Raw genomic sequence first — 14,507 nt, forward strand, 5'->3', positions numbered from 1 at the left:
GGCGCGTGAGCCATCAATGCGTTGCACATAAACTCCGCTCGATATCCACGGCCGCAGACGAACGCCTCATTTCACGGCCCGATTTCAATTGCCTGTCATATGCATCGATCAAAATCGGAGGCATTGGGACAGGAGTTTACCATGAGCGATATGGCGTTACCCGGCTCGATCGAGCCCGCCTTGAAAAAGGGCCCGGACCTCGACAAAGGCTTCCACCCCATGACCGGGGTTATTTATTTGGGCGTGGTTGCGGCCGCGCTGCTGTTCGTTGCCTACAGCATCTATGCCGACGTCGACGCCACCGGCACGCGCGTCACGTCGTTCCTGCCCTACATCATGCTGTTCGTTGCGCTCTTGATCGCGCTCGGCTTCGAATTCGTCAACGGCTTCCACGATACCGCCAACGCGGTCGCCACCGTGATCTACACCCGCTCGCTGCCGGCGCATGTCGCCGTGGTGTGGTCGGGCATGTTCAACCTGTTCGGCGTGCTGCTCTCGAGCGGCGCCGTCGCGTTCGGCATCGTCTCGCTGCTGCCGGTCGAACTCATCCTGCAAGTCGGCTCGAGCGCCGGCTTTGCGATGGTGTTCGCGCTGTTGATCGCCGCCATCCTCTGGAATCTCGGCACCTGGTGGCTCGGCCTGCCGGCGTCGAGCTCGCACACTCTGATCGGATCGATCATGGGGGTCGGCATCACCAATGCGCTGCTGCGCGGCCGTGACGGCACCTCGGGCGTGGACTGGACGCAGGCCGCCGGCATCGCCAAGGCGCTGCTGCTGTCGCCGCTGTTCGGCTTCGTGCTCGCGGCCGGCCTGCTCTACATCCTCAAGGCCGTGCTGGCGCGCGCAACGCCGGCACTGTTCGGCGAGCCGGTCGGCAACCAGCCGCCGCCGTGGTGGATCCGGGGCATCCTGATCCTGACCTGCACGCTGGTGAGCTTCTTCCACGGCTCCAACGACGGTCAGAAGGGCATGGGCCTGATCATGCTGATCCTGATCGGCACCGTACCGACCGCCTACGCGCTGAACCGCGCGCTGCCGGCGGCCCAGATCGAGTACTTCGCCGCGCACTCGAGCGCGGCCAGCAAGGTCATCGAAGGCAAAGCCGCCGGCTACAACGTGATCGGCAATCCGCGCCCGGCCGTGACCAACTATGTCGCGCAGCACCAGATCAACGAAGGCACCTATCCGTCGCTGGCGGTGCTGGTGCGCGACATCGGCAAGCAGGTCGCCGAGTACGGATCACTGGCCAAGTTCCCGGCCGACGCGGTCGGCAACACCCGCAACGACATGTACCTGGCGTCCGAGGCGATCCGCTTCCTGATGAAGGACAAGGAAGCCGAGCTCTCCGCCGCCGACGTCGCCACGCTGAACGAGTACAAGGGCTCGCTCGATGCCGCGACGAAGTTCATCCCGAGCTGGGTGAAGTTCGCCGTCGCCATCGCGCTCGGCCTCGGCACCATGGTCGGCTGGAAGCGCATCGTCGTCACCGTCGGCGAGAAGATCGGCAAGACCCACCTGACCTACGCGCAGGGCGCCTGCGCCGAGATCACCGCGGCCGCGACGATCGCGGCGGCCGACGGCTACGGCCTGCCGGTCTCGACCACGCACGTGCTGTCGTCAGGCATCGCGGGCACCATGGCCGCCAACGGCTCCGGCCTGCAATGGTCGACGATCCGCAACATCGCAATGGCCTGGGTGCTGACCCTGCCGGCCGCGATGATCCTCTCGGGCGTTCTGTACTACGTGTTCTACCACGTGTTCTGATGGCCCCGCTTTCGCCGCGACAGGACGAAAGGCCCGCACCTCAGGTGCGGGCCTTCTGCATTGGAACGCAAGACGTGCTCCACGCTCAGCCGGCGTAAGCCTTGGCGACCTCCGCCAGCAGGCCGCGCGCCCATTTGTGCAGGCCTGACTTGGCCGTCCTGGCGCTCCAGTACATGTCGATCGAGATCGGCACCCGGAACGGCAGCGCAGCGACGTGCAGGCTGCCGCGCATCGCCCGCGCCAGATGATGCGGGATGGTCGCGACCAGCCGTGTGCCGGTGAGGATCCGCTCCAGACTGTCGTGGTTCGGCAGGCTGACGATCGGCGCGATCTCGATCTTCCTCGCCTTCAGCGCCGCGAGATAAAGCGGCTGCCACTCGCCGCTATGGGTGATGAAGACATGCGCGGCCTTCGCATAGGCCGACAGCGCGATCCGGCCCCGCGCCAGCGGATTGGCCGGATCCATCACGCAGACATAGTGATCGGTGAGGATGTGGCGGCGGAAGAAGCTCTCGCCGACGATCCCGACCGGACCGAGCACGATGTCGCACTGGTTCTGCTTGAGATGGACGTCGCCATGGCCTCCGGCATCGAGCAGGACGAGACGAACCTGCGGCGCGCCGGCACGCAGCCGCGCGCTGAACTGCGGGATCAGGGTCTGGCGTTCGTGATAGTTGCAGGAGATGGCCACGCTGCCCTGCGCGATCGCCGGGTCGAATTCGACCGGTGAGGCCAGCCCGTCGATCTCGCCGATCATGTCCCGCGCCCAGCCGACCAGCACCGCACAGCGCTCGGTCGCGGTCACGCCATTGCCGTTGCGGACGAACAGCGGATCGAGCAGCGCGCCGCGCAGCCGTTCGACCGCATAGCTGATGGTGGACTGGTTGACGTCGAGCCGCTTGGCCGCCGCCGAGAACGATTGCAGATCGTAGACCAGCACCAGCGTCCGCAAGGTCCCGATGTCGATCGGATCGATCGAGGAATTCACCGCCACGCTGCACCTCCCGGATTGTCGACGGTCCAGCCTAGCACAGGGTCATGGAACAATTCGATGGATGATATCAATCCCATCGAATTGAGCGATTACCCGCCCGGCGCTAGCCTTCGCAAAAAACCGCTCCGGGAGGACCCATGGCCAGCAGCGTGCCCATCGTCAGCGACATCGCCTATCAGGACCTGCTCGACGACCCCTATCCGATCTTCCGCCGCCTGCGCGAGCTGGCGCCGGCGGTCCATGTCGCGCCCGCCAAGCTGACGCTGGTGACGCGCTTCGACGACATCACGCGGATCGAGCGCGATGGCGCGACCTACTCGGCCGACAATCCCGCCTCGCTGGTCAACAGGGTGATGGGGCCGACCTTCATGCGGAAGGACGGCGCCGAGCATACGATCGGCCGCAAGGCGATCGAACCCTCGTTCCGCCCGGCCACGATCAAGGAGCACTGGGCGCCGCAATTCACCGCGATCGCGGACAGACTGATCGACGATCTGGCGGCGGCCGGTGAAGCCGATCTGTTCACCGCGCTGGCCGCGCCGATGGCTTCCCTCAGCCTGATGGCGATGATCGGCTTTCGCGCGATGCCGTGGCAGACGCTCGCCGAATGGTCGCAGGCGCTGATCGACGGCGCCGGCAACTATGCCGCCCATGGCGAGATCGAGCGCAAGGCGATGCAGGCGAGCGCCGCTGTCGATGCCGCGATCGACGCGGTGCTCGATGAGCATCGCAACCGGCCGAATCCATCGATCCTGTCCTCGATGGTCCATGCCGATCCGCCGATGCCGATCGAGGGCATCCGCGCCAACGTCAAGGTGATCATCGGCGGCGGCCTGAACGAGCCGCGCGACGCGATCCTGACCCTTGTGCTCGGCCTGCTGGAAAACCCGGCGCAGAAGGACAACGTGCTGGCGAAGCCGGAGCTGTGGCCGGCGGCGCTCGAGGAAGCGGTGCGCTGGATCTCGCCGATCGGCATGTATCCGCGCCGCGTCACCCGCGACGTCGATCTCTCCGGCACCAGGCTGCCCGAGGGCCTTCAGATCGGCCTCTGCGTCGGCGCCGCCAACCGCGACGGCAATCGCTTCGCCGAGCCCGATCGCTTCGACGTGATGCGGCCCAGGCAATCGCACCTGGCATTCGGCGCCGGACCGCATTTCTGCGCCGGCACCTGGGTGTCGCGGCTCACCGTCGGCAAGATCGTGGCGCCGATGCTGTTCGACCGGTTTCGGAATCTGCGCCTCCGCGCGGAGGCGCCACCAGTCGTCCGCGGCTGGGTGTTCCGCGGCCCGGTGACGCTGCCGGTGCGCTGGGACGCGTGAGCCGGCGCCAAGACCAACACTCACCGTCAGTGCGAGTTAACGGGTCGCGCAAACGCGCGCCCGATGACAGGCTCCGCGAAGCAATCCACAGCACCGCAAGCGGAGATATGGGTCGCTTCCTCGCTTCGCTCCTCGCAATGACGGTAGAAAGCGTTACGCCGACTTCGAAGCTCACGCCGCCAGCGCGTCCTCCACGATCTTCACGAAATACGAGGTGCCGTACACGATCGCCTCGTCGTTGAAATTGTAGGCAGGATGGTGCAGGCCCGCGCTGTCGCCGTTGCCGCAGAAGATGAAGGCACCGGGGCGGGCTTCCAGCATGTAGGAGAAGTCCTCGCCGCCCATCAGCGGCGGCATCGTGTGCACGTTGCCGTCGCCGGCCACTTCCCTGGCGATGCGGGTGGCGAATTCGGTCTGCGAGGGGTGATTGACGGTGACGGGATAGCCGCGCTTGTAGTCGAGATCGATCCGCGCGCCGGTCAATTGGGCCACGCCCTTGACTACTTCGCCGATGCGCTTCTCGATCAATTGCCGGACCTCCGGGGTCAGGGTGCGCACCGTGCCGCGCAGCACCGCGGTCTGCGGGATCACGTTGCGGGCGTTGCCGGCGTGGAATTCGCAGATCGAGATCACGGCGGAATCCAACGGATCGACGCTGCGCGACACGATCGACTGCAACGCGGTGATGAGCTGCGCGCCGACCATCACCGAATCGATGCACTTGTGCGGCCGCGCGGCATGGCCGCCGAGCCCTTCGATGTTGATGTTGACCTCGTCGGTGGATGCCATGATCGGGCCCGGACGGATCGCGAACGAGCCGATCGGAATTCCCGGCCCATTGTGCATGCCGTAGACCTGCTCGATGCCGAAGCGGTCCATCAGGCCGTCCTTGATCATGGCGGCCGCTCCTGCCCCGCCCTCCTCGGCGGGCTGGAAGATCACCGCCACGTCGCCGGCGAAATTGCGCGTCTCGGCGAGATAGCGCGCGGCGCCGAGCAGCATCGCGGTGTGGCCGTCATGGCCGCAAGCATGCATCTTGCCGGGCGTCTTCGAGGCGTAGGGCAAATTGGTCTCTTCGTGGATCGGCAGCGCGTCCATGTCGGCGCGCAGGCCGATCACCTTGACGTCGCCCTTGGCCGGCCCCTTGTTGCCCTTGATGACCCCGACCACGCCGGTCTTGCCGAGCCCGGTCACGACCTCGTCGCAGCCGAACTCCCTGAGACGGTCGGCCACGAATGATGCAGTGCGGTGCACATCATAGAGCAGCTCGGGGTTTTCATGGATGTCGCGGCGCCAGGCCTGGATATCGGGTTGCAGATCGGCGACGCGGTTGACGATGGGCATGAGAATTCTGGCCTCGAAGGTTGGACGACGGGAGCCTGTCTAGCATGCAAGAGGCGGTCCACCCAACAGCCGGCAAGTAATACCAAACACGCAAATCCGACCACTAACCTTTTTGAAAAGGTGTTCTCCTTGCAACCACGCGGTGGACTGCCCCATTTTTCCACGACAAGGTAATGTTTCGGCGTGCTATCAAACCGAGCCACCGTCTAAAGCTATTCTCCGCGGGCATTGGAATGGACGATTTCGAGGCTTTTTGGGGGACCGATCCACTGGCGGCGGAAACAGCACTTCATCGGCTGGCCGCCAACGGTCCTGACATCATAAAGGAATTGCTCCCGCTAGGCTCAGCTTGGCCGACGCACTCATGGCATTCGTCGATACGACTGACCCGTCTTTGTAAGATACTGGGACCGCAGGTGGCCCAGCATCTGCTCACCATTATTGAAAATGAAACCTGGCACGCCAAAACGGCAGTTTCCCCCTGCTTTAGCGCATTTGTCGGGGATAGCGTTGTTCGCTCGGCCACCTATCAGCTACTCCAGTCCAAGGACATTGACGTACAAAGGATAGCGATCGAGGCGCTTGGATACGCTGCCGCTTCAGAGAGCGCTTACAGTATCGCCGAGACCGCTCGCTACGGCCGGCCGGGACAAGTCGACCGATACCGTACCATCGACAAATACACGATGGGGAAGCTTGCATACTATGCCATTCAGGCGACGCTTCGAATCTTTGCCCGAATTGGCGAGGCATCCCTGCTCCAGTCGTGCGAAGAACTATTGCGGGATTTTCAACAAGCGGTACGCGACGAAGATTATTCCTGGGATATCGATCTTGTCATGGGCGAGTTGGAGCCACGCGCGGCTGACGCCCTCATTGCGCGCTGGCTTACACACCCAGAGGACAAGTATCGCGGTCACGCCATGGTTGGATTGGGCCATCTGCGCTTGCGCCGAACCGTGCCACGGCTCGCTTCATTTCTCGAGGACGACTCAATCGGCGTCGGTGCAGGCATTGCACTGGGCAATATCGTCCACCCCGAAGCAGCCAGGCATTTGGCGGCTATCATCGGCGATGGGGCAACGTGCCCTGGCATAGGCTGGGCATTGAGTGCGCTTTACGGCCTGAGGATCGACTGGCCACAATGCTCCGAGCTGGCCTTCTCTATCGCACAGGGTGACGATGAGATTGCCGCCCAGATGCGCTATTCACTTGCGGTCCGAGGTGAAAAGTCCGTGTTGCAAGCCTTGGATAAGCGCCTCAATGCGAGCGACCCCTTTATCAGAGGTACCAGTGCAATCGCTCTTGCGCGACTCCTTGGGACAAGCGCAAAGCCGCTTCTGGAGGACAGAGAACGCGAGACTTCCGAACCTATTGAAAGCCTATTGGTTCTCACGGCGCTCATTCATTCTGGAAGCCATCACTTGGTCACCGAGCTCGACAAAGCGCTGCAAAAATTCCCCATGTTTTCCAGGCTAAGACCAATCTGGACACGCGAGATACTCGGCGCCTTCATTGCCGTGGAGGGCGCACACAGCACGCGCGCCGCGCTATGGGCGGAAATTGGATGCGAAGACCTCAGTCGAGTCGTAAGAGAACTCGAAGCACTTGGGATCGGCAAGATGGACGCTTCAAGCCCGCCGGCGAAGGAAGACATGCCCTCCACAAGCGTCGGCAATTCGCCCGCATCGGTCTTCGTCAGTTACAGCCACAAGGATGGTGACTGGCTCAAAAAATTCCAAACGACGCTAAAACCCTTGATCAGAAAGGGCAGCATCGATCTATGGGATGACACTCGACTGAGGCCCGGCAGCAATTGGAAGGACTCCATTGATCTTGCCATGCAGCAGGCCAACGTCGCGCTGCTTCTGGCGAGCCACAACTTCCTTGCTTCGGATTTCGTGGTGCAGCACGAGCTAAAGACCTTGCTGCAGGCCGCCAAGACACGCGGCGTGAAAATCGTATGGGTAGCGATTGATCATGCGCTCTACGAGGAGACCGAGCTGAACGATATTCAAGCGGCCAATAACCCACAGATGCCACTCGTCGAATTGACCGACGCACAATTACAAAAGGAAATCGTGAGGATTTGCCGGGACGTCCGCGACATACGCAACTGCTGAATTCCGAAGCTGATACGTCTCCCCCGTGGGCCCGACATTGTTCGCCAAGGCGGCGTTTGGTCGTGCTGGCGCGGCGATGGTTCCTGCGCCGGCTCGATGCCGAAGCAGACGCGAGAGATTCAGGCGATCCGACCGCTGTGCGGCGGCTGCGCCGGCTGCATTGGGGCGGCATGGCATGCAATGCGGTGCAGGTGTTCGCGCTGGTGGCTGGGCCCATGGCGCGGCAAATGCAGAGCGACCGAGATTGGCGGAAAGCGCCGGGCCATGGACGTCACCTGCACAGAGAACTTCCGACTTGCCGCAGCGCGAACGGGCATTCATGATCTCAGGATGGAACAGGGCCGCTCAGACTTCCTTCCGGTTGAAATCACGCTCGCCCAGCTCGCCACTTGGTCGGACATACTGCCTGCCGGGAGCCGCGTCCTGGGAGCCAGCCTGTTCGCGGACATATTTTTGGCGGACGCCACAGGAGCGGTTCACATGCTGGAAGTGTCGGCGGGCTCGATCGCAAGGATCGCCGCTTCCGAGGGTGCGTTTCGCGAACGTTGCGTGGATGACGCGGATGGTTGGCTGCTGCGCCCATTGGTCGATCGGTGCCGCTCGGCCGGACTGATCCTTGGCCGTTCCCAGTGCTACGCCTTCACGACGCTGCCGCTGTTCGGGGGCGAGTATACGGTCGACAATGTATGGATGTGCTCTTGTCGAGACTGGATCGCCTTTACGGCAAAGATGTATTCGGAGACCAAGGACTTGCCGGACGGGTCAACCGTCAAGATCGTTATCACTGACTGACCCGACCGACACGATCGCACCCGACCAAAGCCCAATAGTACGGGGCATATCCGGCACGGATACTACCCCAGGTTCCGCAGCGAAATCCCTCTTCTTCCAAACACGGAGCGGCTGCATGACGCCGGATCAAGCGGTCCTGTTCTCCACCATCATCCTGCTGGTGCCGATGGGATACTTCCTGCTGGCCGCGCCGGCGTTCCTGCTGGTGAAGCTCGACGTCCCGCCGGTCACCCGGCTGCTGCGCGGCATGTTCAATGCCTACTTCCTCGTGCTGGCCGTCTCCGGCGTGATCGGGACGCTCGCCTTTGTCGCGGCGGGCCGGCCGCTCACCGCACTCTGCATCGCCCTGATCGCCGGTTTCGCGGTGCTGGCGCGGCGATGGTTCCTGCGCCGGCTCGATGCCGAGGCAGACGCGAGAGATTCAGGCGATCCGACCGCCGTGCGGCGGCTGCGCCGGCTGCATTGGGGCGGCATGGCGTGCAATGCGGTGCAGGTGTTCGCGCTGGTGGCCAGCATTCCCTACATGGCGCCGCTGCCTTGATCGCTAGACCTCACGCTTCCGATGCGGATCGTATTTCGAAAGCACGTCCTTGAGGTAATCCCGGCTCTTCCATTCCGGTGCGGGCGGCTCGTAGCCGGGCCGCGGAACGAACAGATTCGGCGGCACATCCGCTGAGGCGCCCATCAGGTCGGGAACGTAGCGCGGGCAATTCGGGAAGATCTCGCATGTCACGCGCACGACGACCTTCGCGCCATGGTGCCTGGCAAGCGTCTCCGGGTCGTCGTGGATCGTTGCCTTGCCTCGGATGCGCGTGCGAAACGTCTTGCCGTCGAGGCGCACAAACAGCAACCCGACGTTCGGGTTGCGATGAATATTGCCGAGCGTGCGGTACATGTTGTTGCCGTCATACTCCGGGAATTCAAGCGTATCGGGCCCGGTGATCTTCACGAAGCCGGGATCGCCGGAACGCATCGAACAATCGACGTTGTCCTGATAGCTCGTCGCGATGAAGAAGAAACGCGTCTCCTCGATGAGCCTGCGATCCTGCTCCCAGAATTCGAAGTGGAGGCGATGCTTCTCGAGGCCGTCGGCGACGCGACGACCGTCGAAGCGATCCTGCAACTCACGCATTCCGTCGTGGTAAAATGCGGCGCGGACTGGGTCTGCCACGGCAATCCTCCGGCAAGTTGAGCAACCATCTATCAGGAGAAAGCCTATTCATTCGGAATGGGCGTGAAAAGCCGCCCAAGTCCACATCCGGTCCGAATTATGCGCAAAGGCCCAAGCCCGGCATCCACCGCCGGGCTTGTCTCGACCGGCTGCGTCTGGATAGAACTCGGTCCTGACTCGGTCCGAACCGAGTTCTATTTTCTTGTATTGACGCGTTTTCTTCACGCGAACCGGGCTCCACTTCGCTCGAAAACGCTATAGAAGAAGCCCAACAAGAGACGTTTGCCGGGAACGAGGACATGCCGCGAAGGCTCGAGGGTGATTACGACTACATTATCGTCGGCGCAGGCACGGCAGGCTGCATCATGGCCAACCGCCTGTCGGCCGATCCGAGCAAGCGCGTGCTGCTGCTGGAAGCCGGCGGCAAGGACAACTGGATCTGGTTTCACATCCCGGTCGGCTATCTCTTCGCGATCGGCAATCCGCGCTCGGACTGGATGTTCAAGACCGAGGCCGAACCCGGCCTCAACGGCCGATCGCTCGCCTATCCGCGCGGCAAGGTGATCGGCGGCTCGTCGGCGATCAACGCCATGATCTCGATGCGCGGCCAGGCCGCGGATTACGACCACTGGCGGCAGCTCGGCCTCACCGGCTGGAGCTACAGCGACGTGCTGCCGGCATTCAAAAAGCTGGAGGATCACTTCCTCGGCGCCAGCGAGCATCATGGCACCGGCGGCGGCTGGCGCATCGAGGCGCCGCGGCTGTCGTGGCAGATCCTCGATGCGGTCGGCGATGCCGCCGAGCAGATGGGCATCAAGCGCATCCCTGATTTCAACACCGGCGACAACGAAGGCACCAGCTATTTCCACGTCAACCAGAAGCGCGGCCGCCGCTGGTCGTCGGCGCGCGGTTTCCTCAAGCCGGCGCTGAACCGCAGCAATCTCAGGGTCGAGACCGGCGTGCTGGTCGACCGCCTGATCATCGAGAGCGGCCGGGCCGCCGGCGTGCTGTTCCGCCAAGGCAACGAGCAAGGCAATGGACAAGGCAACGAGACCGTGGAGGCGCGTGCCAAAGGCGAAGTGATCCTCTGCGCCGGTGCGATCGGATCCGTCCAGGTGCTGCACCGCTCGGGCATCGGCCCGGCCGAATGGCTGTCGCCGCTCGGCGTCGACATCGTGGCCGACGTGCAAGGCATCGGCCATAATCTGCAGGATCATTTACAGCAGCGCGCGATCTACAAGGTGTCGGGCGTGCGCACGCTGAACGAGACCTATTACAACCTGGTCCGCCGCGGCCTGATGGGCCTCGACTATGCGTTCCGCCGCCGCGGGCCGCTGACCATGGCACCGTCGCAGCTCGGCATCTTCACCCGCTCGGATGCGACGCGCGCGCGCGCCAACATCCAGTTCCACGTGCAGCCGCTGTCGCTCGACAAGTTCGGCGATCCCCTGCACCGCTTCCCCGCGATCACGGTCAGCGCCTGCAATTTGCAGCCGACCTCGCGCGGCACGGTGCGGATCAAATCGACCGCGCCCGACGACAAGCCGTCGATCGCGCCGAACTATCTCTCGACCGACGACGACCGCCAGGTCGCGGCCGACGCGATCCGCACCACCCGCAAACTGATGAAGCAGAAGGCGCTGGAGCAATATCATCCCGAGGAGTTCCTGCCCGGTCCGTCGGTCGGCGACGACGATGCCGCGCTCGCCAAGGCCGCCGGCGACATCGGCACCACGATCTTCCACCCCGTCGGCACCGCGAAGATGGGACTGGCGAGCGATCCGATGGCCGTCGTCGACGAGCGGCTGCGCTTCTACGGCCTGCACGGCCTGCGCATCGCGGATGCCTCGGTGATGCCGACCATCACCTCCGGCAATACCAACACGCCGACCGCGATGATCGCCGAAAAGGCCGCGGCGATGATTTTGCAGGACGGGCGATGATTTTGCAGGACGCGCGATAGCAACCGATGATGCAGCCGCAGCGCATTCTCGTTGGCGATGCCGGTGCGCAGATCGCGCTCGCACGTTGGGGCGAGCCTTCGTCCGGCAAGCCGCCGGCGCTGCTGCTGCACGGCACCGGTTTCGTCGCCGAGGTCTGGACCGAAGTCGCGGAGGCGCTGGCCTCCGACTACACCGTCTATGCGCTCGACCGCCGCGGCCATGGCCTGAGCCACAAGCCGGCGGCCGACCGCTATCACTTCCAGGATTTCGCCGACGACCTCTGCATGATCGTGCAGCGCCTCGAACTCCATGACATCTACGGCATCGGCCACAGTGCCGGCGCCACCGACCTGCTGCTCGCCACCAAGCTGATGCCGGACCGCTTCGCGCGGCTGTTCGTGACCGAGCCGACCGCGATGGATCCGCGCACGCCGCGCAGCGGTGGCCTCAGCGACATCGCGAACGGGTCGGTGCAGGGCGTGCTGCGCCGCCGGGCCGAATTCGACAATGCCGACGACCTGTTCCGCCGATTGCGTGCCGCGCCGGCCTTCGCGCCGTGGACCGAACCGTCGCTGTGGGCCTATGTGCATCATGGATATGCAAAGCTCGACGACGGGCGGATGCGGCTGCGCTGCACGCCGCAGATCGAGTCGGCGCTGCTGGGACCGATCTTTGAGGCCATGGAGCAGATCTACACCGGCGACATCAGAGGCAATCCGTTCCCGTGGTTCTCCGAGATCGCCTGTCCGGTCCGCATTGCCACCGCCGAGCAGTCATGGCCGATCTACAAGGAGATGGCGGAGCGCACCGCAGCCCTGATCCCGCACGCCAGCCGCTGGACGTTCCAGAACGTCGGCCATTGCGTCGCGCAGGAGGCGCCCGGCCTGCTGCTCGACGCGCTCAGGGCGTTTGCCGGCGCGAGCCGATGAGCACCCTCGCAACGATCGGGCTACATCGTCGTTGTAACGGCGAGACCTGTCGCCGGGCGGCCGCCTCTTGCTCGCGACTCGACGACAATGGTGAGCCGGATGCCTTCGACGATCTCTGCTCTGAACGATACGACCGGTTTCACCGGGCAGGCGCACAGCCGATTTGAGCAAGCGCCGACTTTCACCAGCATCCTGCTTGCGCTCGGCATCGTCTACGGCGATCTCGGCACCAGCCCGCTCTATACGCTGCAGACCATCGTTCACCTGATGGGCAACGGTTTCAGCCCGGATGCCGCGCTCGGCTCGCTCTCGCTGATCGTCTGGGCGCTGATCATCACGATCTCGATCAAGTATTGCCTGTTCGTCATGCGCGCCGACAACCATGGCGAGGGCGGCATTCTGGCGCTGATGGCGCTGACCGGCGCACGGTGGTCCGGGCGCGGCCGTTGGCTGATTGCGATCGGGCTGTTCGGCGCGGCGCTGATTTATGGCGACGGCATCATCACGCCGGCCATCTCGGTGCTGAGCGCGGTCGAAGGCCTGAACGTTGCCACCGACGTGTTCAGGCCGTACACGATGCCCATCGCTGCCGGGATTTTGATCGCATTGTTCGCGTTTCAGCGTCATGGGACCGCCATCGTCGGCAAGGCGTTCGGCCCAGTGATGCTGCTATGGTTCGTGACAATGGCAGCGCTCGGCGCCAGCTCGGTGGCGCGGCATCCCGACGTTCTGCGTGCGCTCAATCCTGCATATGGCATTCTGCTTCTGACCACGCATGGCCTGCTCGGCTTCACCCTGCTCGGCGGCGTATTCCTGGCGCTCACCGGCGGTGAAGCCCTCTACGCCGATATGGGACATGTCGGGCGCAAGCCGATCCGCCTCGCCTGGTACGGGGTCGTGTTGCCTGCTCTCATCCTCAACTACGCCGGACAGGTCGGTGACTTCATCGCCTCCCCCGATCCCGGCGCCAACCCGTTCTTCAAGCTCGCACCGGTCTGGGCGGTCTATCCGCTGGTGACGCTTGCGACGCTCGCGACCATCATCGCAAGCCAGGCCATCATCACCGGTTCGTTCTCGATGACACGCCAGGCCATGCAGCTTGGCTGGTTTCCAGGCGTGCGGATCAACCAGACATCGGCCGAGGAATATGGCCAGATCTACGTCCCCTTCGTGAACTGGACGATGATGTGCCTGACGGTCGCACTCACAATCGGCTTCGGCAGTTCAGACCGCCTCGCCGCCGCCTATGGCGCCGCGGTCTCCACGACCATGGTCCTGACCACCGCTCTGCTCTACCAGGTGATGCGAGGCATGTGGCGCTGGAGCGCGCTGCGAGCAGTCACGATCGCGGGGCTGCTGCTTGCGGTCGACCTTGCGTTCTTTCTCGCCAATCTCTTCAAGATCGCGGAAGGCGGCTGGATTCCTCTGCTGTTCGGCGCGCTGGTGTTTGGCGTCATGATCACCTGGCATTTCGGCCTCGATGCGCTGCATCGGCGGAGCATGGCGCATTCGCAGCATGTCGACGCCTTCGTTGGCGGCCTGCGCACGCAGCACATTGCGCGGGTCCCGGGAACGGCGATATTCCTGACCCGACTGAGGCACCGAATGCCGCCGATCATCGTGAACTACGTCAAGCAATCCCGTTCCCTGCACGAAACGACGATCGCGCTGACCGCAAGTTTTGAAAGCGTGCCCCGTATCCGCTCGGCGGATCGAATTCGCTGCGAACAGCTGTGCGAAGGCGTCTGGCACATTACCGTGCATTTCGGCTTCGTCGAGATTCCAGACCTGCCGGCCGTACTCGCCAATGCCAGGCAGATCGGGGTGCCAATCCAGAAAGGCGCGACCTACTACGTCGAACGTCACGATCCCGTCAGCGGTACGCGCCGCAACGCGATCGCCCGATTCCAGATTGCACTGTTCGCGTTCATGTCCCGAAATTCCGCGCACGCGATCGACCGCTTCCGGATTCCGAGCGGTTCGCTGGTCGAGATCGGCAGCAGGATGGAACTGTAGATCACGATGGACCAGCCGCAGCCATTGCCGCCGCTGCCCGGCCGCCAAGGAAACCGCCGCCCCCTTTCGGGGACGGCGTAAGCCACTCACGCAGTACTGGACCTATCAAATG

The 14,507-nt window shown here is 63.7% G+C and carries 11 protein-coding genes; 8 read left to right on the forward strand and 3 right to left on the reverse strand.

From position 1 onward, the window contains the following. Positions 1 to 141: 141 nt before the first annotated feature. The gene (locus tag ACVW17_RS33440; RefSeq protein ID WP_456755843.1) at positions 142 to 1,764 is read left to right on the forward strand and encodes an inorganic phosphate transporter; all 1,623 of its coding nucleotides are present in this window, start codon (positions 142 to 144) and stop codon (positions 1,762 to 1,764) included. An 85-nt stretch (positions 1,765 to 1,849) separates the two neighbouring features. On the opposite strand, the gene ACVW17_RS33445 is transcribed toward ACVW17_RS33440, so the two are convergent. Beyond that, positions 1,850 to 2,758: a LysR family transcriptional regulator gene (locus ACVW17_RS33445; protein ID WP_456755844.1), complete on the reverse strand. Its 909-nt coding sequence runs from the start codon at positions 2,756 to 2,758 to the stop codon at positions 1,850 to 1,852. Between the two features lie 137 nt (positions 2,759 to 2,895). Between ACVW17_RS33445 and ACVW17_RS33450 the strand changes: the two genes are divergently transcribed. Beyond that, positions 2,896 to 4,077 (forward strand): cytochrome P450, encoded by a 1,182-nt coding sequence (locus ACVW17_RS33450; RefSeq protein WP_456755845.1) that lies wholly within the window; start codon positions 2,896 to 2,898, stop codon positions 4,075 to 4,077. Between the two features lie 171 nt (positions 4,078 to 4,248). On the opposite strand, the gene ACVW17_RS33455 is transcribed toward ACVW17_RS33450, so the two are convergent. Continuing rightward, entirely contained in the window at positions 4,249 to 5,421 is a 1,173-nt protein-coding gene (locus tag ACVW17_RS33455) for a M20 aminoacylase family protein (RefSeq protein ID WP_212018790.1), read from the reverse strand. 233 nt (positions 5,422 to 5,654) lie between these two features. Between ACVW17_RS33455 and ACVW17_RS33460 the strand changes: the two genes are divergently transcribed. The 3 genes from ACVW17_RS33460 to ACVW17_RS33470 all read left to right on the forward strand — a co-directional run bounded on the left by ACVW17_RS33460 (position 5,655) and on the right by ACVW17_RS33470 (position 8,877). Next, positions 5,655 to 7,544: a TIR domain-containing protein gene (locus ACVW17_RS33460; RefSeq protein ID WP_456755846.1), complete on the forward strand. Its 1,890-nt coding sequence runs from the start codon at positions 5,655 to 5,657 to the stop codon at positions 7,542 to 7,544. Positions 7,545 to 7,808: 264 nt separating this feature from the next. Beyond that, positions 7,809 to 8,336 (forward strand): T6SS immunity protein Tdi1 domain-containing protein, encoded by a 528-nt coding sequence (locus ACVW17_RS33465; RefSeq protein ID WP_456755847.1) that lies wholly within the window; start codon positions 7,809 to 7,811, stop codon positions 8,334 to 8,336. A gap of 115 nt (positions 8,337 to 8,451) precedes the next feature. Then, the gene (locus tag ACVW17_RS33470; protein WP_456755848.1) at positions 8,452 to 8,877 is read left to right on the forward strand and encodes a hypothetical protein; all 426 of its coding nucleotides are present in this window, start codon (positions 8,452 to 8,454) and stop codon (positions 8,875 to 8,877) included. A gap of 3 nt (positions 8,878 to 8,880) precedes the next feature. Here the strand turns inward: ACVW17_RS33470 and ACVW17_RS33475 are convergent, their stop codons facing one another. Next, a complete protein-coding gene (locus ACVW17_RS33475; protein WP_456755849.1) occupies positions 8,881 to 9,507 on the reverse strand; it encodes a pyridoxamine 5'-phosphate oxidase family protein in 627 nt (208 codons plus the stop codon). Positions 9,508 to 9,806: 299 nt separating this feature from the next. On the opposite strand from ACVW17_RS33475, the gene ACVW17_RS33480 reads away from it, so the two are divergent. The 3 genes from ACVW17_RS33480 to ACVW17_RS33490 all read left to right on the forward strand — a co-directional run bounded on the left by ACVW17_RS33480 (position 9,807) and on the right by ACVW17_RS33490 (position 14,395). Further along, complete coding sequence (locus ACVW17_RS33480) at positions 9,807 to 11,450, forward strand: GMC family oxidoreductase (protein WP_456755850.1); 1,644 nt, start codon at positions 9,807 to 9,809, stop codon at positions 11,448 to 11,450. 26 nt (positions 11,451 to 11,476) lie between these two features. Next, a complete protein-coding gene (locus ACVW17_RS33485; RefSeq protein WP_456755851.1) occupies positions 11,477 to 12,379 on the forward strand; it encodes an alpha/beta fold hydrolase in 903 nt (300 codons plus the stop codon). 99 nt (positions 12,380 to 12,478) lie between these two features. Next, positions 12,479 to 14,395 carry a potassium transporter Kup gene (locus ACVW17_RS33490; RefSeq protein ID WP_456798343.1) on the forward strand — a complete coding sequence of 639 codons (1,917 nt, stop codon included), beginning with the start codon at positions 12,479 to 12,481 and terminating at the stop codon, positions 14,393 to 14,395. The last annotated feature ends 112 nt before the right edge of the window (positions 14,396 to 14,507 follow it).

It is taken from the genome of Bradyrhizobium sp. USDA 4473 (assembly GCF_054063335.1).

What these genes read in the sequence shown, in the direction of transcription:
- ACVW17_RS33440 (WP_456755843.1), top strand. Translation starts at nt 142, where the DNA reads ATGAGCGATATGGCGTTACCCGGCTCGATCGAGCCCGCCTTGAAAAAG.
- ACVW17_RS33450 (WP_456755845.1), top strand. Translation starts at nt 2,896, where the DNA reads ATGGCCAGCAGCGTGCCCATCGTCAGCGACATCGCCTATCAGGACCTG.
- ACVW17_RS33455 (WP_212018790.1), bottom strand. Translation starts at nt 5,421, where the DNA reads ATGCCCATCGTCAACCGCGTCGCCGATCTGCAACCCGATATCCAGGCC.
- ACVW17_RS33460 (WP_456755846.1), top strand. Translation starts at nt 5,655, where the DNA reads ATGGACGATTTCGAGGCTTTTTGGGGGACCGATCCACTGGCGGCGGAA.
- ACVW17_RS33465 (WP_456755847.1), top strand. Translation starts at nt 7,809, where the DNA reads ATGGACGTCACCTGCACAGAGAACTTCCGACTTGCCGCAGCGCGAACG.
- ACVW17_RS33470 (WP_456755848.1), top strand. Translation starts at nt 8,452, where the DNA reads ATGACGCCGGATCAAGCGGTCCTGTTCTCCACCATCATCCTGCTGGTG.
- ACVW17_RS33480 (WP_456755850.1), top strand. Translation starts at nt 9,807, where the DNA reads ATGCCGCGAAGGCTCGAGGGTGATTACGACTACATTATCGTCGGCGCA.
- ACVW17_RS33485 (WP_456755851.1), top strand. Translation starts at nt 11,477, where the DNA reads ATGATGCAGCCGCAGCGCATTCTCGTTGGCGATGCCGGTGCGCAGATC.
- ACVW17_RS33490 (WP_456798343.1), top strand. Translation starts at nt 12,479, where the DNA reads ATGCCTTCGACGATCTCTGCTCTGAACGATACGACCGGTTTCACCGGG.